The sequence below is a fragment of the Thiothrix caldifontis genome (assembly GCF_900107695.1).
GTDB classification, from domain to species: domain Bacteria; phylum Pseudomonadota; class Gammaproteobacteria; order Thiotrichales; family Thiotrichaceae; genus Thiothrix; species Thiothrix caldifontis.
The window spans coordinates 1-23,329 of sequence record NZ_FNQP01000021.1 but is presented as its reverse complement, the minus strand read 5'-3'; the positions used below and the strand labels follow the sequence as shown (position 1 = coordinate 23,329).

The 23,329-nt window shown below is 52.0% G+C and carries 18 protein-coding genes; 14 read left to right on the top strand and 4 right to left on the bottom strand.

From position 1 onward, the window contains the following. Positions 1 to 22: 22 nt before the first annotated feature. The 9 genes from BLV87_RS14730 (at position 23) to BLV87_RS14690 (ending at position 13,998) form a co-directional block, all read left to right on the top strand. On the top strand, positions 23 to 535 hold the full coding sequence (locus BLV87_RS14730; RefSeq protein ID WP_175517958.1) for a GspH/FimT family pseudopilin: 513 nt from the start codon (positions 23 to 25) through the stop codon (positions 533 to 535). Positions 536 to 704: 169 nt separating this feature from the next. Continuing rightward, positions 705 to 2,378, top strand: coding sequence for a glucose-6-phosphate isomerase (gene pgi / locus BLV87_RS14725; protein WP_093069898.1), 1,674 nt, complete (start codon positions 705 to 707; stop codon positions 2,376 to 2,378). A 116-nt stretch (positions 2,379 to 2,494) separates the two neighbouring features. Continuing rightward, a complete protein-coding gene (gene glk / locus BLV87_RS14720; protein WP_093069896.1) occupies positions 2,495 to 3,484 on the top strand; it encodes a glucokinase in 990 nt (329 codons plus the stop codon). Then, entirely contained in the window at positions 3,481 to 4,809 is a 1,329-nt protein-coding gene (gene glgC / locus BLV87_RS14715) for a glucose-1-phosphate adenylyltransferase (RefSeq protein WP_281241354.1), read from the top strand. The genes glk and glgC overlap by 4 nt, the downstream gene beginning before the upstream one ends. Then, positions 4,791 to 6,512 carry a glycoside hydrolase family 57 protein gene (locus BLV87_RS14710; protein ID WP_093069895.1) on the top strand — a complete coding sequence of 574 codons (1,722 nt, stop codon included), beginning with the start codon at positions 4,791 to 4,793 and terminating at the stop codon, positions 6,510 to 6,512. Before glgC ends, BLV87_RS14710 begins: the two co-directional genes overlap by 19 nt. Next, positions 6,512 to 7,915 (top strand): 4-alpha-glucanotransferase, encoded by a 1,404-nt coding sequence (gene malQ / locus BLV87_RS14705; protein WP_175517956.1) that lies wholly within the window; start codon positions 6,512 to 6,514, stop codon positions 7,913 to 7,915. The genes BLV87_RS14710 and malQ overlap by 1 nt, the downstream gene beginning before the upstream one ends. Continuing rightward, positions 7,863 to 10,031 carry a 1,4-alpha-glucan branching protein GlgB gene (gene glgB / locus BLV87_RS14700; RefSeq protein ID WP_093069891.1) on the top strand — a complete coding sequence of 723 codons (2,169 nt, stop codon included), beginning with the start codon at positions 7,863 to 7,865 and terminating at the stop codon, positions 10,029 to 10,031. Before malQ ends, glgB begins: the two co-directional genes overlap by 53 nt. Next, positions 10,031 to 11,500 carry a glycogen synthase GlgA gene (gene glgA / locus BLV87_RS14695; RefSeq protein ID WP_093069889.1) on the top strand — a complete coding sequence of 490 codons (1,470 nt, stop codon included), beginning with the start codon at positions 10,031 to 10,033 and terminating at the stop codon, positions 11,498 to 11,500. The genes glgB and glgA overlap by 1 nt, the downstream gene beginning before the upstream one ends. Next, positions 11,497 to 13,998, top strand: coding sequence for a glycogen/starch/alpha-glucan phosphorylase (locus tag BLV87_RS14690; RefSeq protein ID WP_093069888.1), 2,502 nt, complete (start codon positions 11,497 to 11,499; stop codon positions 13,996 to 13,998). Before glgA ends, BLV87_RS14690 begins: the two co-directional genes overlap by 4 nt. A 50-nt stretch (positions 13,999 to 14,048) precedes the next feature. On the opposite strand, the gene BLV87_RS14685 is transcribed toward BLV87_RS14690, so the two are convergent. Then, positions 14,049 to 16,376 (bottom strand): bifunctional molybdopterin-guanine dinucleotide biosynthesis adaptor protein MobB/molybdopterin molybdotransferase MoeA, encoded by a 2,328-nt coding sequence (locus tag BLV87_RS14685; protein ID WP_175517955.1) that lies wholly within the window; start codon positions 16,374 to 16,376, stop codon positions 14,049 to 14,051. Positions 16,377 to 16,458: 82 nt separating this feature from the next. On the opposite strand from BLV87_RS14685, the gene moaA reads away from it, so the two are divergent. Next, entirely contained in the window at positions 16,459 to 17,472 is a 1,014-nt protein-coding gene (gene moaA, locus BLV87_RS14680; RefSeq protein WP_093069885.1) for a GTP 3',8-cyclase MoaA, read from the top strand. Here moaA and BLV87_RS14675 read toward each other — a convergent pair. Next, positions 17,469 to 17,987 carry an SEL1-like repeat protein gene (locus BLV87_RS14675; RefSeq protein ID WP_093069883.1) on the bottom strand — a complete coding sequence of 173 codons (519 nt, stop codon included), beginning with the start codon at positions 17,985 to 17,987 and terminating at the stop codon, positions 17,469 to 17,471. The genes moaA and BLV87_RS14675 overlap by 4 nt on opposite strands. Further along, entirely contained in the window at positions 17,984 to 19,006 is a 1,023-nt protein-coding gene (locus tag BLV87_RS14670; RefSeq protein WP_175517954.1) for an ABC transporter substrate-binding protein, read from the bottom strand. Before BLV87_RS14670 ends, BLV87_RS14675 begins: the two co-directional genes overlap by 4 nt. Before the next feature lie 175 nt (positions 19,007 to 19,181). On the opposite strand from BLV87_RS14670, the gene dprA reads away from it, so the two are divergent. The 3 genes from dprA to speE all read left to right on the top strand — a co-directional run bounded on the left by dprA (position 19,182) and on the right by speE (position 21,743). Continuing rightward, positions 19,182 to 20,342, top strand: coding sequence for a DNA-processing protein DprA (gene dprA, locus BLV87_RS14665; RefSeq protein WP_093069880.1), 1,161 nt, complete (start codon positions 19,182 to 19,184; stop codon positions 20,340 to 20,342). Next, positions 20,342 to 20,815, top strand: a complete 474-nt coding sequence (locus tag BLV87_RS14660) for a Smg family protein (protein WP_093069878.1) — start codon at positions 20,342 to 20,344, stop codon at positions 20,813 to 20,815. Before dprA ends, BLV87_RS14660 begins: the two co-directional genes overlap by 1 nt. 70 nt (positions 20,816 to 20,885) lie before the next feature. Beyond that, positions 20,886 to 21,743, top strand: coding sequence for a polyamine aminopropyltransferase (speE, locus tag BLV87_RS14655; protein WP_093069876.1), 858 nt, complete (start codon positions 20,886 to 20,888; stop codon positions 21,741 to 21,743). A gap of 39 nt (positions 21,744 to 21,782) precedes the next feature. Here speE and creD read toward each other — a convergent pair whose 3' ends face one another. Continuing rightward, a complete protein-coding gene (creD, locus tag BLV87_RS14650) occupies positions 21,783 to 22,985 on the bottom strand; it encodes a cell envelope integrity protein CreD (protein WP_093069875.1) in 1,203 nt (400 codons plus the stop codon). Between the two features lie 89 nt (positions 22,986 to 23,074). Here creD and BLV87_RS19455 point away from each other — a divergent pair, with 89 nt between their 5' ends. After that, positions 23,075 to 23,248, top strand: coding sequence for a hypothetical protein (locus BLV87_RS19455; RefSeq protein WP_175517799.1), 174 nt, complete (start codon positions 23,075 to 23,077; stop codon positions 23,246 to 23,248). Positions 23,249 to 23,329 lie beyond the last annotated feature (81 nt).

Here is a 23,329-nt window from a genome sequence, read left to right as displayed (position 1 = left end):
AACACAGCTAAGGGAATCTTTCATGAATAAGCGCCCACAGAGCGGCATGACGCTCATTGAACTCATCGTCACAGTCACCATTGCAGCCATACTGATAGCCTCTGCTGCGCCTTCGCTACGTGAAATGATGGAGAGTAACCGCCTGACTGCCCTCAACAACCAACTGGTTTCTGCATTGAATTACGCACGTTCCGAAGCCGTGAAACGTAATCAGACTGTCAATCTGTGTGTGCGCGAGGCAGACGGTTCGGGTTGTTCCACCACGCCATCGGATGGGTTTAATCAGGGTTGGCTGGTGTTGGTTGAAGCGACTGGGGAGATTTTGTTGGATGTTGCTCCCGATACTAACGGCGTGACGATCACCAATAACATAGATACACCGCAACAAGTGAGTTATACGTCAATGGGAAAAGTCAAACATTCAGGTACGTTTACGTTAGCACTGGCAGGGGTGAATCGCTATGAAGTCACGATTGCTCTCAATACTGGTCGAATCTCCTCCTGCAAAATTCCGGCAGGTCAGACTAATTGTTAGTCAGTACGCACTGAATTGGGGCAAAATTTCATTGCGTGTTCACCTAGATTAGCGGAAAATCTTGTAAGCTTTATAACAATAAACATGCGCTAAATCATGGCGAGTTAGCGGTTTTCCGGCATAGAATTTGCATAACAATAACTGCCGGTCATGCGAACAAGGAGAATTCATGCCAATCACCACGGAAACCCCATCCAATGCTGACCAGTTACCAGCATTGCATCAACCTATCCATAAAGCCTTACAACACCATTACCAGACACTTTGCGATGTGCATTTACGTGAATTGTTTGCCGCTGAGCCCCAGCGTTTCGAGCACTTTTCCCTGCAAGTCGACGATCTCTTGCTCGACTATTCCAAAAACCGTATTACCAAGGAAACCCTGCAACTGCTGATCCAACTGGCTGAAACGGCTGATGTGGCAGGTTGGCGGGAACGTATGTTCCAGGGTGAAAAAATTAATAACACCGAACAGCGTGCGGTGCTGCATACTGCTTTACGCAACCGTAGCAATACCCCGGTGATGGTGGATGGCGAAAACGTCATGCCTGCGGTGAATGCCGTCATCGAACAGATGAGCGCATTCGCCGAACGGGTACGTAGCGGTACCTGGACAGGTTACACCGGCAAGCCGATTGTGGATGTGGTGAATGTTGGTATCGGTGGTTCTGATCTCGGCCCCCACATGGTGTATCAAGCCCTGAAAGCCTATCGCCACCCGCGTTTGCAGATGCATTACGTGTCCAATGTTGATGGTGCGCACATTGTCGAAAAACTCGAAAGCCTTGACCCTGAAACCACACTGTTCATCGTCGCCTCCAAAACCTTCACCACGCAAGAAACCATGACCAATGCGCATCACGCACGGCACTGGTTTTTGCAACACGCCGAAGATGACACGCACATTGCCAAGCATTTCGTGGCAGTTTCCACCAACCGGGAGGCGGTCATTGGATTTGGAATTGACCCTGACAATATGTTCGGCTTCTGGGATTGGGTCGGCGGGCGCTATTCCCTGTGGTCAGCGATCGGGCTTTCGATTGTGTTGGCAGTGGGGGCAGACAACTTCACAGCATTGCTCGGCGGTGCACATACGATGGATCAGCATTTCAGAGAAGCACCGTTTGAGCGCAATATGCCGGTGATTCTCGCGCTATTGGGCGTGTGGTACAGCAATTTCTTTGGGGCAGAATCACAAGCGGTATTGCCTTATGACCATTACTTGCGCAGCCTGCCGCTGTACTTGCAACAGGCTGATATGGAAAGCAATGGTAAGTCAGTTGACCGTAACGGGTGCAATGTTGATTATGCCACCGGCCCGATTATCTGGGGTACGAGCGGCATCAATGGGCAACATGCGTTCTACCAACTGATTCACCAAGGAACCCGCTTGATTCCGGCAGATTTTATTATCTCCGTGACCCCCCCCACCGGCTTGCATGAGCAGCATGACATTCTCATGGCAAACTTCTTGGCACAAACTGAAGCTTTGATGCGTGGGCGTACCTTGGAGGAAACCCGTGACAGCGGTGTTGCCCCACCTCACGCACCTAAAGTATTTGCTGGCAATCACCCTAGTAATGCTTTATTGCTGAAGGCGCTCACCCCGCATAGTTTAGGCCTGTTGATTGCGTTATACGAACACAAGATCTTTGTGCAAGGCATCATCTGGAACTTGAATTCCTATGACCAGTGGGGTGTTGAGTTAGGCAAGCAATTGGCAAAATGCATTCAACCCGAATTGAATGCAGCGGAAACAATTACCACGCATGATGCTTCCACCAATGGCTTAATTAACTATTACCGTCAGCAACGTGCTCAACAGGAGCAAACGCAGGGATAAGCACTAGTAAGCTTAACTATCTTGATATGCAGCAGAGTATCTATTATTCAGGGCTGCTAGTATTAAGGCATAACAAGCCATAACCCAAAAACGGACATATAACCACAGGGTCGTTGATGAATATAATTGCGGGTGATATTGGTGGTACTAAAAGTTGGTTGGCATGGGTACAAGTCGACGCGCAAGTCTTAAGTGTGTGTTTTGAGCATGTATATGCCAGCAGTGACTTTGCCAGTGCGGAGGCATTGTTAGCACAATTCCTCACGGATGCGCAGCAGAGCGTAGTGCCGGATAGTGTGTGCTTGGCTTTACCGGGGCCGGTGCAAGCTGGTCAGCCGATTCGTCTTACCAATTTGGACTGGACGTTGGAGCAATCAGCTCTGCAAACCTTGTTAAATACGCCGCAGCTTCTGTTTATCAATGATTTCCAAGCGGCTGCTGCGGGTGTTGCTAGGTTAACGGTTGATGACTATGTGGTACTGAATGCGGGAGCAGCAACTCGGCAAGCATCTGGGGTGCGTGTTATCACTGGTGCGGGTACAGGTTTAGGCTTGGCATGGATGCAAGCTGATGCGTGGGGTCATTACCAGAGCTTCGCGACTGAGGGGGGACATACTGATTTTGCCCCGGCGAATGCTCAGCAAGAACGTTTGCTGACCTTTATGCGGCAACGATTCAGCCATGTTTCGTGGGAACGGGTACTTTCCGGGCCTGGGGTGAATCAGGTGTACCAGTTCTGTTTGCAAGACATGACAGGAACATTGCCGGGTGCATTGCGTGAACGTGGTGGTGCGGCAGTCAATAGTGCTGCACAGGCGGGTGACCCGATTGCCATCGCCGCAATGGAGTTGTTTACGGATATTTATGCTAACTGGGTAGGCAATGTGGCGCTGCTCTACCAACCACGTGGCGGTTTATACCTTTGTGGAGGCATTTCCGCCCGAATCCAGCCGTGGTTAACCAGTCAACGTTTTTTGGATGCTTGTTTTGACAAAGGCAGAATGGCTGGCTTGGTTCAGCAAATGCCTATTTACTTGATTACCAATACGCGGCTCGGCTTGCAAGGGGCACTGGCGGTCGCACTGCACCATAGGAAGACATCATGACACTGGATAAAAATCAACAGGCGAAGTTGTACCGATATTACACCGAGCCGAAGATGGTCACGGAACTGACCCGTAAAACCTTAGCGTTGGTGTTGGCGGGCGGCGAAGGTTCGCGCTTGAAAGACCTGACCATGTGGCGGGCGAAACCGGCTGTACCTTTCGGTGGTAAATACCGCATTATCGACTTTGCCTTGTCCAATTGTGTGAATTCGGGCATTCGACGGGTCGGGGTGCTGACGCAATACAAATCGCACTCCATGATCCGCCACTTACAACGTGCCTGGGGTTTTATGCGGGCAGAAATCGGTGAGTTCGTGGAAATTCTGCCCGCACAGCAACGTACCAGCAAAAAAGAATGGTATCAGGGTACGGCAGATGCCTTGTTCCAGAATATCGACATTGTGCAACGCCACGACCCTGATTACGTGCTGGTGTTGGGTGGCGATCATATTTATACGATGGATTATTCCAAAATGTTGGTGCACCACGTCAATTCTGGCGCAGATTTCACGGTGGGTTGTATTGAAGTACCGGTGGAAGAAGCGAAAGGTTTTGGGGTGATGTCGGTCGATGAGGGCTTGCGGATCACTAAATTCACCGAGAAGCCAGCTCATCCTGAAGAAATCGCTGGCAAGCCGGGTATGGCGTTAGCGTCGATGGGGATCTACATTTTTTCACGCGATTTCCTCTACAAGGTGCTGTACGAAGACGCCGCAAAAACGCAGTCTTCGCGTGATTTCGGTAAGGATATTATTCCATCCAATATTCATAAGTCGGTGGCAATGGCTTACCCGTTCCGCAAGGATAATGGCGAACCGGGCTACTGGCGTGATGTGGGGACGGTACATTCTTACTGGCAGGCCAATATGGAATTGTGCGCGGTGGAGCCAGAGTTAAACCTGTATGACCGCGATTGGGCGATTTGGACATATCAGCCACAATACCCACCCGCCAAATTTGTGTTCGATGACGACGGTCGCCGGGGTGAGGCGATTGATTCGCTGATTTCCGCAGGCTGCATTTTGTCAGGTGCACGGGTGAAACGTTCAATGGTGTTCTTTGCTACTACCATTGAAAGTTACAGTTCAGTCAAAGACAGCGTAATCTTACCCAAGGTCAGCATCGGTAAAAATTGCCGGATCACCAAAGCCATTATCGACAAAGGCACGGTGATCCCTGACGGTACGATTATCGGGGAAGACCTTGAACTCGACCGCAAACGTTTCCACGTCACCCCCGAAGGTATTGTGCTGGTCACAGCCGAAATGATGGGGCAAAAATTACGTACAGGCGATAGGGATATGTTATGGCGAATGGCCAGTTAAATGTTGTTTTATGCTGGCACATGCACCAGCCTTGGTATCGCAATGGGCTGGATGGTGAGTACCGTCTGCCGTGGGTTTACTTGCATGGCATCAAAGATTACAGCGACATGGCGGCACATCTGGAAAAACAGAGCCGGATGCGTTGTGTGGTTAACTTTGCCCCAGTCTTGCTGGAGCAAATTGACGATTACGCCCAGCAATTAAGTGCTTTTCTGCAAGAGGGTACACCCATGCAGGATCGCTTGCTCAATTTGCTGGCAGGTGTCGAAGATGTGCCGCTGGATAAAGTCGCGCGGGCTGAATTGATTGCGGAGTGCCAGCGTTGCCATGCACCGACTATGATTCATCCGCACCCAGCGTTCCAACGTCTGTTTAAGATGATTGGGGCAACCGATGAATCGGGTGTGGGCAGTAAACATTTTCGCTGTTCATTGGCCTATTTGAGCCGTCAGTATTTTCTGGATTTATTGACGTGGTATCACTTGGCATGGATGGGGCAGTCATTACAAGACTTGCCGATTATCCAGCGTTTGATGCAGCAAGGCAGTGAGTTCAGTGCGGCAGACCGGCACGATTTGTTAAGTGTCATGCGGGAGTGCTTGAGTGGGCTAATTCCGCGTTACCGCAAATTGGCAGAACGTGGGCAGGTGGAACTTTCCATGACACCCTACATGCACCCGATTGTGCCGTTATTGAATAATTTCCAGAATTTGCGTTGTTCTTTGCCGGATGCACCCGTGCCTGAAGCCAGTAGCTACCCTGATGGGGAGGCGCGTTCCCGCTGGCATTTACAACAGGGTATTGATGTATTCCAACGTTATTTCGGACTGAAGCCACAGGGTGTTTGGTTGTCGGAAGGTGGCATCAGTAGCGATGCCGTGCAGTTGCTGGATACGTTAGGGATTCGTTGGACTGCTTCAGGGGAAGGCGTATGGCGTAACAGTTGCCGCCTTTCGGGGTACGACGGTGAAGACGAACACAGTAAACGCAGCCTGTTTATGCCATACCAGCAGCCGGATAGTAAGGTACGTTTGTTTTTCCGTGACGATGGTTTGTCGGATTTGATCGGCTTTAAGTACAGCGATTGGCACGCCCGTGATGCGGTGGCAGATTTCGTGCAACACTTAGAAAATATTGCAGTATTTCTCAATCACAATGTATCCAATCAGGTCGTGTCGATCATTTTGGATGGTGAAAATGCGTGGGAGTATTACCCGAAAAATGGTGTGTATTTCCTTGATGCGCTCTACGCTGCCCTCAGCCATTCTGATCAAATTAAGATGGTAACGTTTGCGCAAGCCAGTCAGTTGCCGACGCGCCCGTTACCCGCGATTTGTGCGGGTAGTTGGGTCTATGGTTCATTCTCAACGTGGATAGGTTCAACCGACAAAAATCGGGGGTGGGATTATCTTGCCGCTGCGAAAGTTGCTTTTGATGAGGTCATGGCGGCAGGTACATTGGATAAGCAGCAACAAGAATTGGCTAGTCGTCAGTTAGGGATTTGCGAAGGCTCAGACTGGTTCTGGTGGTTCGGTGATTACAATCCGGCGGATAGCGTGCGTGATTTTGAGCGGTTATTCCGCCAACAATTACGCAAGTTGTATGAAATGCTGGGTGTGGATGCTCCCGCGTATTTGGATAAACCGATGTCGCAAGGTGGCGCTGCCGCTGAAAATGCTGGCACGATGCGCAGGAATACTTGATGGGCATACAAACGATTGGACGTGCCGCAGGAGTATTGTTACACCCCACTTCTCTGCCAAGTGGCAAGTTGGATACTGATGCTTACCGTTGGGTGGATTGGCTGGCAGCAGCGGGTTTCAACGTCTGGCAAATGTTGCCCTTGGGAGTGCCATTGGCTGGGGCGTCGCCGTATCAGTGTGCATCAGCGTTTGCGGTGAATCCGGCGTTGTTTGGCGATGGGGAGGCAACGAGCATTGATGCAGATCAGTCTTTTGACGTTTGGTACGCTAACCAAAAGCACTGGGTGGAGGACTACGCACTGTTTATGGTGCTGAAGCAGCGGTTTCAGGGACAGGAATGGAGCGAATGGCCAGAACCCCTGCGCTTGCGTGACCCGAAGGCCATGTTTATTGTACGTGGTGAACAGGCCGAAGCTCTTGCCGCTATGATCCACGAGCAATACGCTTGCTGGTTGCAGTGGCAAGCCTTACGCACCTATGCGGCTGAACGTGGGGTGTACCTATTCGGGGATATGCCAATTTTTGTGGCCTACGACAGCGCGGATGTGTGGGCAAATCCGCAACGTTTTTTGTTGGATAATGCGGGTAAGCCAACGGTGGTGACCGGTGTGCCGCCCGACTATTTCTCCGAAACAGGGCAGCGTTGGGGCAATCCGCACTACAACTGGGCATACATGCGGACGGAAAACTTCCTCTGGTGGCAGCAACGCTTGTTGTATCACTTCGAATTTTTCGATTTGGTACGGCTGGATCACTTCCGAGGTTTAGCCGCGAGTTGGATGATTCCGGCAACAGAGCTGACTGCGACCAAAGGGTATTGGCAGGCTGTTCCCGGTGACGCCATGCTTGCCAGCATCCAAACAGCACTCGGTGATATCCCGTTGGTGGCTGAAGATTTAGGGGTGATTACGCCTGATGTGACGGCTTTACGCGATAAGTACGGTTTGCCGGGGATGAGTGTGCTGCAATTTGGTTTTGATCATTTTGAAGATAACCCACATAAACCACACAATGTGCGTGAGAACACCGTGTACTACACTGGTACGCACGATAATGACACCTTGCAAGGCTGGTTTAGCAGTCTGAATGAGGTGGGTCAGCAACATATCATGCAGGTGTTAGGCATTGATGACACTTTACAGGTAACAGACGCTATGCTGGATACGATTTTTGCCAGCCGTGCTTTGTTAGCCATTATTCCATTACAAGATTTACTGCATTTAGGTAGCGATGCCCGCATGAATACCCCCGGTACGGTGGAGGGTAATTGGGCATGGCGCTTCGACTGGTCAGACATACCGGATACTCTGGCATCACAATTGCATGAAAAACTACAGGGACACCAGCGAAATGAACGAGAACTTGCGTCGGATACAACAAGGCACACATCACGACCCGTTTGATTGGCTGGGATGGCATCCGCTACCGGATGGCGGCCAAGTGCTGCGTACTTTCATGCCTGCCGCTGAAGCGGTTGAAGTCGTCGGGCATGGATTAATGACACGCTTGGAAGGTACTGATTGTTTTGAAGCGAGGCTCCCCTCTCCAACTGACTCCGCTCCCTCGCACCCCGCCCTACGCTGGCAGGATAAACAAGCAGGCAACTGGCACGATGCCGTCTGTCCCTACACGTTTCCTCCACAGGTGGGCGACCTTGATTTACATCTCCTTGGTCAAGGTCGCCATCACCACGCTTGGAAAGTGTTGGGGTCACATTTCACCAGTGTGGATGGCGTAATTGGCACATTGTTTGCCGTCTGGGCACCTGCGGTAAAGCGCGTCAGCGTGATTGGCGATTTCAATGCGTGGGATGGTCGTCGTCATCCGATGCGTGTGCGCGGCGATTCCGGCGTATGGGAAATTTTCATCCCCGGCATTGCAGTCGGCACGTCGTACAAATACGAAATCCTCAATCGGCACGATGCCATCGTGGTCAAAACTGACCCGTATGCGCAGCAAATGTTCATGCGCCCCGAAACCACGTCCCGTGTCCCTACCGATACACTATACTTTTGGCAAGATAGCGCGTGGATTGCCGCCCGCGAGCAGTTCGACTGGCAACACCAGCCCATGAGTGTGTATGAATTGCACCCCGGTTCTTGGCGTAAACACCCTGACGGGCGTTTTTATTCGTGGGTGGAACTTACCGAAACGCTGATTCCTTATGTCACCGACTTGAATTACACCCACATCGAATTAATGCCAGTGGCGGAACACCCGCTGGATGAATCGTGGGGTTATCAGGTATCAGGTTATTACGCCCCCACCGCCCGTTACGGCACGCCAGATGACTTCCGCGCCTTTGTGGATGCCTGTCACGTGGCGGGGATTGGCGTATTGCTGGATTGGGTTCCGGCGCATTTCCCCAAAGATGATTTTGCGCTGGCAAAATTTACTGGCGAACCGCTGTACGAACACGCTGACCCACGCCGAGGCGAACATCAGGATTGGGGGACGCTGATTTTCGATTTCGGGCGCAATGAGGTGAAGAACTTTCTGATTTCCAATGCGCTGTATTGGATTGATGAATTCCACATTGACGGGCTGCGGGTGGATGCGGTCGCGTCGATGCTGTATTTGGACTATTCACGCAAAGCAGGCGAATGGTTGCCGAATCAGTACGGCGGGCGTGAAAACATTGAAGCGATTGCATTTTTGCGCGAAATGAATACCGTGGTGCATGGTTATTTCCCCGGCGTATTGACGATTGCAGAAGAATCCACCTCGTGGCCTGCGGTGTCGCGCCCGGTGGAAATCGGCGGCTTGGGTTTCAGCATGAAGTGGAACATGGGGTGGATGAACGACAACCTCAAGTACATTGAACAGAACCCCGTGCACCGCAAATACCACCATAATTTGCTGACGTTTAGCCAGATTTATGCGTATTCGGAAAACTTCGTGCTGCCATTGTCACACGACGAAGTGGTGCATTTAAAGCGCAGTATGCTGGATAAAATGCCGGGGGATTACTGGCAGGCGTTTGCGAATTTACGGCTGTTTTATGCCTGGCATTACGCGCACCCCGGTAAAAAGCTGCTGTTCATGGGCAGTGAATTCGGGCAATGGGCAGAGTGGAACGTGAAAAAGGAACTGGATTGGGCGTTGGTGAGTTTTCCTGCTCATGACAGCCTGCGCCACGTTTTGCGGGACTTGAACCGCTTGTACCGCGATTTGCCAGCCCTGCACCACTACGATTTTGATGGTCGCGGTTTTCAGTGGATTGATTGCCATGATTCTGACCAGTCAGTGCTTAGCCTGATTCGTCAGGGAGAAAATCCCGACGATAAGTTGATTATATTGCTAAACTTTACCCCCGTACCCCGTTACGCTTACCGTATCGGGGTTCCCGCTGCTGGTCACTACCGCGAAGTGCTGAATACTGATTCGGAATACTACGGCGGTAGCAATTGCGGCAATGCGGGCATGATTCCGGTGCAACCTCATGCGTGGATGGGGTTTGAGCATTCGGTCGAAGTAACCCTGCCGCCACTGGCGGCGTTATTTTTACAAGCGTGCTGATGAAATTATTGTTTGTTGCGAGTGAAGCCTACCCCTTGGTAAAAACGGGCGGGTTGGGGGATGTTGCGTACAGTTTGCCGGTGGCCTTGCATAAAGCCGAGGTGGATGTGCGCCTGTTGTTACCCGGCTACCGCGATTTATTGCGCAAATTGCGAGGTGTGCGAATTCTGGGCTGGTTGGAATTGCAGGGTGCGGGGCAAATGCATACGGCACGGATTCTGGAAAGTCAGCATCCTGGTTACCCGTTCCCGCTGTGGATTGTGGATTGCCCTGCGTTGTTTGATCGCCCCGGCAACCCGTATTTGCAACCCAATGGCTACGACTGGGCAGATAATGCCGAGCGTTACACCGTGTTTGCACGGGCCGCTGCGGAATTGGCACGGGATGCATTGCAACTGGATTGGACACCGGATGTGGTACACGCCCATGACTGGCAAACCGGCTTAGTACCTGCGTTTCTGGATATGTTGCCACAACGCCCGCAGCGGATTTTCACTATTCACAATCTGGCTTACGGCGGGCATTTTTCACAAGCCGATTTTAAGTTATTGGAATTGCCGAGCTATTGGTGGTCGGCAGAAGGCGCTGAATTTTACGGCGGCTTTTCCATGCTAAAAGCTGGGATTGTCTATGCCGATGCAGTAACGACGGTCAGCCCCACGTATGCGCGTGAAATCTGTACCCCCGCTTTCGGTTACGGCATGGATGGCTTGCTGTTATCACGGCGTTATAAGTTGCACGGTATTCTCAATGGTATTGACCCGGATGTGTGGAACCCTGCTACTGACCCTTACTTGCCAGCACATTACAGTGTCGAGCAGATTCAGCCGGGTAAGAGCCTCAATAAGGCTGCACTGCTGCAACGTTTTGGGGCGCAGAATCCCGCTGAACACTTGGCTTTCCCATTACTGGGCATGGTGAGCCGTTTGGTGGAACAGAAAGGGGTGGATCTGGTCATTAATGCCATTCCTGGTTTGTTAGCCAGCACGGAGGCGCGTTTTGTGCTGATCGGTGCAGGGCATGGCTATTTTGAGCAACGTCTGCTGGATTTGGCGGCACAGCACCCTGAACGTGTATTCGTGTTCATTGGTTATGATGAGCAATTGGCGCATTTGCTGGAAGCCGGTGCGGATATTTTCCTGATGCCGTCACGTTTTGAACCGTGTGGCTTAAATCAGATGTACAGTTTGCGTTATGGAACGCCACCGATTGTGCTGCATACCGGCGGTTTAGCCGATACGGTGGTGGATAGTTCCCCTAACCACATAGCGCAGGGTGTTGCGAATGGCTTTGTGTTCCATGACCCGATTACCAGTGCGTTGAAAGGGACGATTTTGCGGGCAATGGATTATTTCTATCAGCCCGCCGTCTGGTATCAATTACAAATAACCGGCATGAAACATGCATTCGGATGGGATAACAGCGCGGCAGAGTATCTGACGCTATACAACAAAGGAGCAACAGCATGACAGAGCATTTTTCCGACCATATCCCTTACGTCGCGATACCGCTGGATCCATTATCCAATGATGCAGAAACCCTCGGCGCTGATTTTCAGCGTTATCTCTCTTACCACTTAGGGCGGTTTCAAGGGTGTAGGCCCGTTTACTTGTATCAAGCCTTAGCTTACACCTTGCGTGATCGCTTGATGGTGGATTGGCGTGGGACATGGGGTGAATATTTGCAACCCGGTAAGCGTCGTGCTTACTACATGTCGCTGGAGTTCCTGATTGGGCGTTCTCTCGGCAATAATTTGCTGAACCTCGATATTTGCGAACCGACAAAAACGGCTTTGTTGAATTACTGCACTGATTTAGAAGAGGTTGCCTCACAAGAACCTGATGCGGGGTTGGGGAATGGTGGCTTGGGTCGACTAGCTGCGTGTTTCATGGACAGTTGTGCAACCTTGCGTTTGCCAGTGCTGGGCTACGGTATTCGCTACGAATACGGCATGTTCCGTCAACACATTGAAAACGGCTATCAAATCGAAAATCCTGATCATTGGTTACGCGATCCGAACCCGTGGGAGGTGGAACGCGCCGAGTACAGCCAACGGGTACAGTTTGGTGGACATACCGAGCATTTCTTGGATCATAGAGGCAGGCAGCGCGTGCGGTGGGTTGGCACCAATGATGTGTTGGCAGTACCGTTTGATATGCCCGTTTCCGGCTACAAGAATGATACCGTGAATACCTTACGCTTGTGGAAAGCGACTGCGACGGATGAGTTCAATCTTGACGAATTTAATGCAGGCAGTTACACCGAAGCGGTCGAAGCAAAAAACCACGCCGAACACATTTCGATGGTGCTGTACCCCAATGACAGCAGCGAAAACGGCAAGGAATTGCGCTTGCGCCAGCAATATTTCTTGGCTTCTGCCAGCTTGAAAGATGCGATCCGCTTGTGGGAGCGTCAAGGCAATCACGATTACAGCAAGTTTGCGGCGGAACATGTATTCCAGATGAACGATACGCACCCGACCATTGCAGTGGCGGAATTGATGCGACTCTTGATGGATGAAAAAGGTTTGGGTTGGGAAGAAGCGTGGGCGATCACGTCCAACTGCATGGCTTACACCAACCACACCTTACTGCCGGAAGCGTTGGAACGTTGGGCGGTGCACCTGTTTGCCAAATTGCTGCCACGCTTGCTGGAAATTATTTACGAAATTAATGCGCGTTTCTTGCGCGAAGTGTCGATGAAGTGGCCGGGTGATACGGAGCGTTTGCGGCGTATGTCCATTATTGAGGAAGGCCCAAGGCAACAGGTGCGCATGGCTTGGTTAGCGATTGTCGGTAGCTTCTCGGTTAATGGGGTTGCAGCCCTGCACTCGCAATTGTTAGTCGATGGCCTGTTCCATGATTTCTATGAACTTTGGCCAGAAAAATTCAACAACAAAACCAATGGGGTAACGCCCCGCCGCTGGGTAGCGCACGCTAACCCCGGCATGACGGCACTGATCAGTGAGCATATTGGCGACAGTTGGGTGCGCGATTTGAGCCAGTTGGCGAAACTCAAGCCATTGGCTGAGCCTGAACATTCTGCCTTCCATGCGCGTTGGCGCGAGGTGAAATATGCGAATAAACAACGCTTAGCGGCGTTGGTGAAAAAGGAATGCGGCGTCGATTTCAACCCCCATGCCTTGTTCGATGTGCAGGTGAAACGCATCCACGAGTACAAGCGTCAATTGCTCAATCTGTTGCACGTTGTGCATCTCTACCGGCGTATCAAACTGGGTAAGCTGGATCACTGGGCTGACCGTTGCGTGCTGATCGGGGGCAAAGCAGCGCCCGGTTACGCGATGGCAAAGCGCATTATCAAGCTAATTAACAGCGTGGCGGAAGTGGTGAATACTGACCCGGATGTGGACGGCAGGCTGAAGGTGGCGTTTATCCCCAATTACCGGGTTTCCAGTATGGAAGTGATCGCCCCTGCTGCAAACTTATCGGAGCAGATTTCCACTGCGGGTAAGGAAGCCTCTGGTACTGGCAATATGAAGTTCATGATGAACGGCGCGTTGACCATTGGCACGTATGACGGGGCGAACATTGAAATCCTGGAAGCCGTGGGTGAGTCTAACTTCTTCTTATTTGGTTTACGTGCTGATGACGTTGATGAGTTACGCCATTGCTACCGCCCTTGGCATTACGTCGAACACGATGAGGATTTGCGCGGTGTGATTGAGCTGATTCGTTGCGGTCATTTCAATATGACGGAGCCGGGTATTTTCGACATGGTGCTGGATGCCATCCTCAGCCCGCACGACCCGTGGATGACCTTGGCGGATTTCCGCAGCTACGTGAATGCACAGGAACAAGTGTCAATCGCATGGCAGGATCAGGAACACTGGACGCGCATGAGTATCCTCAATACGGCGAGCAGCGGCTTTTTCTCCACTGACCGCACGATGGAAGAGTATAACCGTGATATTTGGAAACTAACGCCTGAGAATCGCAACGGGGATTAGTGGCGCTCCACTATTCGCGTATACGCTTTTGGGTGGTGGCGAAAGCTTCGTTACCACCCAAATAGCTGCACCTGTACCACATCCCCCGGCTGCACGTTTCCCCTTTCTTCCGGCAAGATAATGAAGCCATTGCCCCGACTCATGGAACTTAGTGCGCCTGAGCCTTGATAACCTGTTTTATCCACCACGAGTCTGCCACCTTCCTGTCGCACAAAACCCCGTTGGAATTCGGTGCGCCCCGGCTGTTTTTTCAGACTGCTTAAACACACAGCATCCAGCAACAACGGTTCGTTCGCGGTTGCGCCTGCCATTTTCAGCAATGCGGGTTGGACAAATTGTAAAAATGTCACCATCACGGCGACGGGATTGCCCGGCAAGCCAAAAAATTGCGCCTTGCCCACAGTGCCAAATGCCAGTGGTCGCCCCGGTTTGATGGCAATTTTCCAGAAATGGATTTGCCCCAGTTTTGCCAATATGCCTTTGATATGATCCGCTTCCCCAACCGATACGCCACCGGATGTTAGCACCACGTCAGCGATGTCAGAGGCTTGCAGCAAGGTCGCCTCCAGCGTGGCGGGGTCATCGCGTACTACGCCCATGTCGAAAATGTCGACGTTAAGTTGCTTCAACAGGCCGTACAGGGTGTAACGGTTGCTGTCGTAAACTTGCCCTGCTTCTAAGGTTTCGCCGAGTGAACGCAACTCATTGCCGGTGGAAAAAAAGGCGACGCGTAACGGGCGTGTCACGCTGACTTCGTTGATGCCTAGTGATGCCAATACGCCCAAATCGGCAGGCGTTATGCGTCGGCCTGCGGGCAACACGCTGCTGCCTTGGGCAATGTCTTCACCAGCGAGGCGCACGTTTTGCCTCGCCTGCTGCCCGGTGGCAATTCGCACGCAACCGTCTGCACCCGCTGTGACTTGCTCTTGCATCACCACCGTATCTGTGCCAGCAGGCATTGCCGCACCCGTCATAATGCGCACGCATTCGCCAGCGCCACATTCCCCCGCAAACGCGCCTCCTGCAAAGGCTTTGCCGATGACGCGGTATTCACGGGGGGTATCGGTGGGTAAATCCACGCCGCGCAAGGCATAGCCATCCATGGCGGAATTGGTGTAATTCGGGACGTTGTGCGGGGAAATGACCGCTTCGGCTAACACTTGCCCTAGCGCATCGCGTAAGGGGAGTTTGAGGGCGGCAGTCAATGGTTGCACACGGTTGAGAATGCGGGTGCGGGCTTCGGTCATGGATAGGTGTTTGGGGAGGTGGGTTGCTGCTGGCGTTTTTTTCTGTTGCAACCACCCTACAATAAACGCCGCCAATGCTTGCGGTTGGTTCAGGTCAAACTTGGCAATGTGTGCGGGTACAGCCAACGACAGGTCATCGCTTGCCAGCGCAATCACCGTTGGGTCGTCAGGGAACAGTAAGGGCTTGCCAAGGCTGGGGCGATGCACTTCAATTTTGGGGATGGCAGTATGCTTAAAACCTTCCACCAGCACCAAATCAGCGCAATCGGGGTTGATGAAACGTAGCACATCCGCCAGTTCCGGTTCACGCTGAGTTTTGCATTCCTGCATCATTGCCATGCGCTTGCGTGAAGCCAGCAATACCTGATCCGCACCGGCTTCACGGAAGCGGTAGGTGTCTTTGCCGGGGGTATCTAACTCAATGTGATGATGCCCGTGCTTAATTACCGTCAGGCGTAGCCCAGCCTGTTTCAAGTGTGGAATCAGGGCGGCAAGCAAGGTGGTTTTGCCCGAACCGCTCCAAGCACTCACGCCGAGTACCCGCAATGGCAGGGGTGGTAAGGTTTGTGCTAACGCTTGTTGTTGTTCCGGTGTATTGATATTGCGGAACATCTCGCGGCAATCACTAAAATCGGCCTGTGCGACACGGTGCTGGCTGTACCACAAATCCGTTTTGCGGTCGCCGCCTGCTAAGAAGGCTTGCAGGCTCGGCAATAAGGTCACTGGGATCAGGGCATGGATGGGTTGCAAGCGTTCGCCATCGTGTGCCACCGCGAGTTCTGCGCCATCGCGTTGCAAGGCTTGCCACAAGCGTACCGCCATGTCGGGCGCAATGTGTGGTGCATCACACGGTACGGTAAGAATATACGGGGTGGTGGCGGCTTGCAGGGCGGCGGCAATGCCTGCTAAGGGGCCTAAGTATGCATTGCCAGCGGTATTTTGCGCATCGCTGATTACGGGGTAGCCATAGGTTTGATAACGGGCGTGGTTGCGATTGGCGTTGATCAGCAATGCATCCGTTTGTGGTTGCAAAGCCTCCAGCAAGTGTTCGATCAGTGGGCGACCGTTAAAAACCAATAAGCCTTTGTCCTGCCCACCCATGCGGCTGCCTTGTCCACCCGCGAGTACCACTCCGGTGGTACTCCTTTGGTCTGGTATCCTTTGCCCCGTCATGCTTATTGCGACTCCCACGCCGAATTGGTAAAACAGTCACATGATAGCAAGCAACCCCAACTCAAACCTATTGATTGACCGCTTCGGGCGGCAAATTACTTATGTGCGCCTTTCCGTGACTGACCGTTGTGACCTGCGTTGTGTGTATTGCATGGCGGAAGACATGACCTTCGTACCGCGAGCGCAATTGCTGACATTGGAGGAAATGTTCCGACTGGGCAAAGCCTTCGTCGCAATGGGCGTGGATAAACTGCGTATTACGGGTGGTGAACCACTGGTACGGCGCAATATCCTCAAACTGTTTCAGGATTTGGGGCAATTGGAGGGGTTGCGAGATTTGACCCTGACCACTAATGGCACGCAATTAGCGCGTTACGCCAAGGAACTGAAAGCCGCAGGCGTGACTCGCATCAACATCAGCCTTGATACCCTCGACCCTGCCCGTTTCCACGCACTCACCCGGTTGGGAGACATCAATAAAGTGCTGGAGGGGATTGATGCGGCCTTAGCGGCAGGTTTCCAACGTATCAAACTCAATGCGGTGGTGCTGAAAAACCGTAATCACGACGAAGTGGCGGATTTGGTGAATTTTGCTCACGAGCGCGGCATGGATATGACCTTCATCGAGGAAATGCCGCTGGGGGTGATTGGTGAGCATGACCGTGCTGAAGCCTTTTATTCCAGCGACGAAATCTTGCGCGATTTGCGCACCACCATGCAGTTGGAGGAAATGGCTGAGAAGACGGGTGGGCCTGCACGTTATTTTCGACGTGATGGCGGTACGGCGCGGGTTGGTTTTATTTCACCGCACAGCCACAACTTCTGCGATACCTGTAATCGGGTGCGGGTCACGGCAGAAGGGCGCTTGTTGTTGTGTTTGGGGCAAGAGCATTCATTGGATTTACGCCGTGTGTTACGCGCTAACCCCACTGATGATTTTCGGGTACGTGAGGCGCTGCATCAGGCAATGGAGATTAAACCGCAGGGGCATGAATTCAATTTGCAAGCAGCACAGCCGATGATTTTCCGCCACATGAGTGCTACAGGCGGTTAACGCTGCGTTTCCTGTTCCAACTGTTGTAACCATTGTTGGGCGGAATCACGCACGTCGCTGTCGTCGCTGTTCGCTGCTTGACGATAATGCTTGGCTGCTTCCTGAAGATTTTTTGCCACACCCCAGCCATGGTGATGCGCTTGCCCTAGCCATACTTCCGCACCTTTATCACCCGCAAGGCTTTCTGCTTGCAGAAATGCCAGACAGCTTGCTTGGCGGGCGGCATCATTACTGCTTAAACTGTCACGAATCGTGTCGCTGGATAACGTTATACCCGCAGGCGTACAGGTTGCCGCTGGTTCAGTTGGCTTGGTAGGAGCACCTGTCGGAGCAGTCGTTAGGCTTGCCTCTGGCGTCGTTGTGGGGACAACAGGTGTTGGTGCTACTGTTGCGGTGATAGTGGTAGGTTGTTTATCGGCAAACAGGCCAAATGAAAATAGGTAACTGCCAATTAACAGCGTGAACAAGGTCAGGATGATGACAATTTGTACCATCCAGAAACGGTCAAGTTTCATGGCGTCTCCTTCGCCTTGGTGTCAGGCATAATTAATACATCACCCGTTTCCAATAAGTTAGGGTTAGGAATACGATTCTTATTGAGTTCCCACAAGGTTTTCCATGCCGTCGTCGTACCCAGTTTGGCGGCGGCAATTTTACCGAGCGAATCACCCGGTTGGATGGTGTAAGTATTACTGCCATCCGGTACTTCCTTGGAAATTTTGAACGGCAAATAGCGTTTGATCAACTCAGCATACTCACTGGATTCCTTGATCTTCGCGAGAGCCGTATTGACAGCAGTACGCATTTCATCATTGCCCTGTTTGATGCCAATGGCGTAGGTGCTTTCATTCAAGTTAAAGGCTGCAATCTGCAAGCTGCTGCTAAACGGCTTGATTTCTTCAACCGTAAAGGGGTAATCGTAAATGATGGCATCAACATCGCGTTTTTCCAGATGACGAAACCAGCCGACACCTTCGTAAGTCACTAGCGCTTTTTTGTCGGGGATGTTGTCGTTGATCCACTTGATAACAGCGGGGTCTTCGTAAGCCCCAATGGTTTTACCGCGTAGCTGCTTGATGTTTTTGATGGTGCTGCCACGCGGCACAATCAGGCATTGACCGAAATCCAGATAACTATCCGTCCAATCGACACCCTCAATGGAATCATCAGGGATGTAGCCGCCCATCACCATGTCAGCCTTGCCTTCAACCGCTAGGCCAGGCAGCTTGGAATAATCATCTTCAACCGCTTTCACGGCTGGAATGCCCAGCTCTTTGGCAACCAGTAGCGCAAGGTGGTAATCGAAACCGTCTTCCTTGCCTTCTTCATTGAGCCAGTACATGGGTGGAAAATCCGGTTCCATCGCCACCCGTAACACACCCGCTTGTTTAGCGGCAGCCAATACATTCACCGGCTCGGCGGGTTGTGTGGCTGCGGCAGACGCAGTTGGAGGTGAAGGTGGTGGCACGGCTGCTGCTAGATTGGTTGCCAGACAAAATAGGGCAACGCCACAAGACCAAATAAGTTTTCGCATACCACAATTCCATGCTGTTATTGTTGATTGACACGTTGGCACAGTATAGACGCAATCAAGCGATGCTTGGTCGTGACAAGATAAATGGTAGGTTACACAGATTAGCGGATTTGTTTGCATCGACACCATTCACTGGCTGAAAATGCAAGGCTTGTCATCACGGAACACCTTTTTCATGCTCACTGATACAGAACTTCGTGCCCGCCTGCATTTCTGGCGTGCTAAAGGCATCGGCCCCGGTAGCCTGCGCCGCATCGTGGAATACTTTGGTGGTGCAGCAGCGGCGTTACAGGTGTCTGATACGGCTTTGCTAGAGGCTGGCTTGAAAAAAGAAGGGATTGCTGCCTACCGCGCCCAGCCGCGTGACGCTGCTGTTCCTGATTGGCGTTGGGTGGAAGCTTCTGATCAGCACCATATTTTAGTGCCGGAAGACAGCCGTTACCCGGCTCTGCTCAAGCGCATCCGCACGGCTCCGCCGGTATTGTTCGCATTGGGTAATGCTGGGTTACTGAATGACCCGCAAATCGGCATGGTAGGCAGCCGCAACCCAACCCAAGGCGGCAAAGAAAACGCCCGCGCGTTTGCGGCTCATTTCGCCACCAATGGCCTCACCGTTACCAGTGGTCTGGCCGTCGGCATTGATGCGCACAGCCACGAAGCCGCTTTGGACGCTGGGGGCAATACCATTGCTGTGGTGGGGAATGGCCTCGACATTATCTACCCCTTACGCAACCGTAAACTAGCGGAGCGTATTGTCGCGCAAGGTTGTATCGTGTCTGAATTTCCGATTGGCATTCCTGCACATCCGCAACATTTTCCCCGGCGCAACCGCATCATTAGTGGGATGAGCTTTGGGGTGTTAATTGTGGAAGCCGCATTGCAAAGTGGCACGCTCGTCACCGCCCGACACGCGATGGAACAAGGGCGTGAAGTATTTGCCATTCCCGGCTCGATTCACAATCCCTTGGCGCGTGGTTGCCACCATTTGATTCGTCAAGGTGCAAAATTAGTCGAAACTGCCACCGATATTCTGGAAGAGATTGCGCCACAACTAAATGTTTGGTTACAACAAGATAAGGTAAGTTCCACACCCCAAGGACAAGCGGCACTAAACCTGTCTGCGCAATTATCCGACACTACTACCTTTGATCCTGAATACCTGCAAGTACTTGATGCGTTGGGCTACGAACCACTACCGATAGACCAGATTATCCTGAATACAGGCTTGACCGCTGACGCAGTTTCATCCATTCTCCTTATGCTCGAACTGCATAACCTTGTAGCAGCATGTGGTGGTGGTCACTACATGCGATTGGGGTCAGGAACTGGAATCTGATGAAAGAAAATACGCTGGATGTTCTCTTCTACCTTTTTGATAACTATCCCGACATGGGTGATAACCTGCCGGAAGACCGTGCGTCTATGCATGGCTACTTGCAGGATGCGGGTTTCCTCAACAGTGAAATTACCCGCGCTTTTGATTGGCTGGAAAGCCTCGGTGATACCGCCGAACGGGTGGAAGTGACCTATCGCTCTTGTACCACCCGCATTTTTGCCCCTCAGGAACGTTACTGGCTGGATGGCGAATGCCAAGGCTATTTGATGTTCTTAGAGCACGCAGGCGTGATCAGTGCCGAAGCCCGTGAACAAATTCTCGACCGCGTGTTGGAATTACAGGACGAAGATTTTAACCTCGACCGCCTCAAATGGGTGGTGTTAATGGTGTTATTGAATCGCCCAGAAGAAGGCAACAGCTTTTTTTGGGCTGAAGGCTTAAGTGTTTCCGGCGAAGCCCCGGTGTTTCATTGAAGAGTCATTCACCCGCCTGAACGCTTGTGGCATGATAGCGCCTTTGTGTGAACAACCAACAGGCGCTGCCATGACAACCCAACCCAACTGGTTTACTGAATTATCCGATTCCGGCACGATTTTCGGCTTGGAATTGACCGAAGCGGGCAAACTCCACGAAGAACAAACCCCGTTCCAGAAGCTGGCAATCTACGACACCACAACCTTCGGCAAGCTGATGACGCTGGACGGTTGCACGATGGTCACGACCCGTGACAACTTCGTTTACCACGAAATGATGGCACATCCGGTATTATTCAGCCACCCAGCGCCTAAGCGCGTGTGCATTATCGGCGGCGGCGACTGTGGTACGTTACGTGAAGTCTTACGTCACCCGGAAGTCGAATCCGCTATCCAGATCGACATTGATGAGCGCGTGACCCGTGTGAGTGAAATGTTTTTCCCGGAACTGTGCGAATCCAATAACGACCCGCGTGCGACCTTGGCGTTTGAAGATGGCATTGCTTGGATTAATAATGCTGAACCCGGCTCACTGGATGTGCTGATTGTGGATAGCACGGATCCAGTAGGCCCCGGCGCGGTATTGTACAGTGAAGAGTTTTTCCGGGGCTGCTGGCGGGCGCTGGGTGAGAATGGTTTGTTGGTGCAGCAAAGCGAATCACCCTTGGTTCACGCCGAAAAAATCATTAAACCGATGCACGACACCATGCGTCAAGCAGGTTTCAGCGATACCAAACTGCACCAGTTTCAACTGGTGAGCTACCCGACCGGCTGGTGGAGTTGCACAATTGCGGCGAAAGCGGGTAAGGTAGAATTTGCACGGCAAGCCGCAGCAGAGGTACTGACCTTCCCAACCCGCTATTACAATGCAGGGATTCATCAGGGAAGTGCTGCGCTACCGCAGTTTTTGAAAGAGCTGCTGGGTTAATGTTTGAAGGGGTGAGTTATCACCCCCTTCTTTGGGTAATCACCCTTTGTCTTTTTCTGTGGTGAGTGCGTACCAATCGAAATGCCGTGTTGCCACCATCAGCAAGGCCAGTACCGCAAAGATCAATACACTGCCCATGAGTAGCGCATTTTCTTCAGCCTGTAAAATGATGTAGAGCAAGGTGTATAGCCCTGCTAACCCTGCACCCAGCAGTAAACCCAGCTTGCGGCTGTGCAATATGGCAGCAAAGTACAGCGTTAACAGACTCGTGCTGGCTAAGGCGGCTATGCCATAAGCTCGCAGAAAATCAATGTGCTCTGACAGGGAAATCAGCAGCAGGTAGAACACCAGTAAGGCGAACCCCACTAGCGTGTATTGCACCGGATGAACCCGCAGCTTTTTCAATAATTCAAACAGAATCAGCACCACAAAGGTGAGGATGATGAACAGTGCGGCGTATTTGATGCTACGTTCGGATTGCTGATACACATCCACCGGCTGGATGAGGTCAAACCCGACGGCGCGATCTAACAAGCTGCTGCATTCACCCTGACGGCATTGTTCCAAGGCTCCGCTAACATTGTAAGAAAACGATGAGGCTTGCCACACTGCATGGAAGCCGCTGTCATTAACGTCACGTGTTTCGGGGAGTAATTCACCGCTAAAGCTGGGGTGAGGCCAGTTAGCCGCCAGTTTTACCGTGCTGTTTTCAGCTAATAGGGCGAAATTCATCGAGCGCATTCCGCGCAATGCCACATCGAATTGGAAGGGAATACGCTGGCTTTGGGTCAAATCGAGGTCGGGGAGTTTGGCGTGCATCCCGGCACTGGCACTGCCAGGAAGATTGTTCCCCGGTTTGAAGGCGAGGGTTGTGCCGTTCCATTGCAAGCTGGGCGGGGTGGCAATGCCGCGTTGATCACGTACCATGACGGCAAGCTGGGGTTTTTCCCAGCGGATTTGTTTGTTTTTGGTGTCAGCAATGCGATCCAGCAAGGCTTGCGTATTGAACTCACCCGTAACGTGTAAATCACTGGTATACACCGGCACATCGTAAATGCCGCGATAGCGTAATGCGCTGTTGAGTTGGCTGGTAATGTCAAGGCGTGTCGGCATCAGGTACAGCGTGTCTTTGTCCGTGACTTCGCGCAGGATTTCACGTTCCTTGCCGTCTTTGTCTTTGACCATTTCCTTGATGTTGTAGGTCAGTTGGTAGGGAATGGTGAGCACCGGGCCTATACGCATCAACTTTAACCCGCGAAAGCGGTCTCCCTCTCTGGTAGGCTATTAGTTTTGCACACCGAATAGATCGACTTCGACAAGGAGACCGCGCATTGATACTGACAAAAGTAGCCACCGCATTGCAAGCCATCTTGTATGAAAAAGCGGACGCGTTAGCAAAAAAAGCGGCTTCATTCAACGCCAGCGCAAACTCAGCGGCTCGAACTTCATCCGCAGCTTGGTGTTTGGCTGGATGGGCAATCCTGCCAGCACATTGGATGGATTAAGTCGGACAGCCGCCTTCCAACAGCTCCCCATTAGTCCACAGGGACTGGACAAACGTTTTACCCAAACAGCGAGTGAGTTCA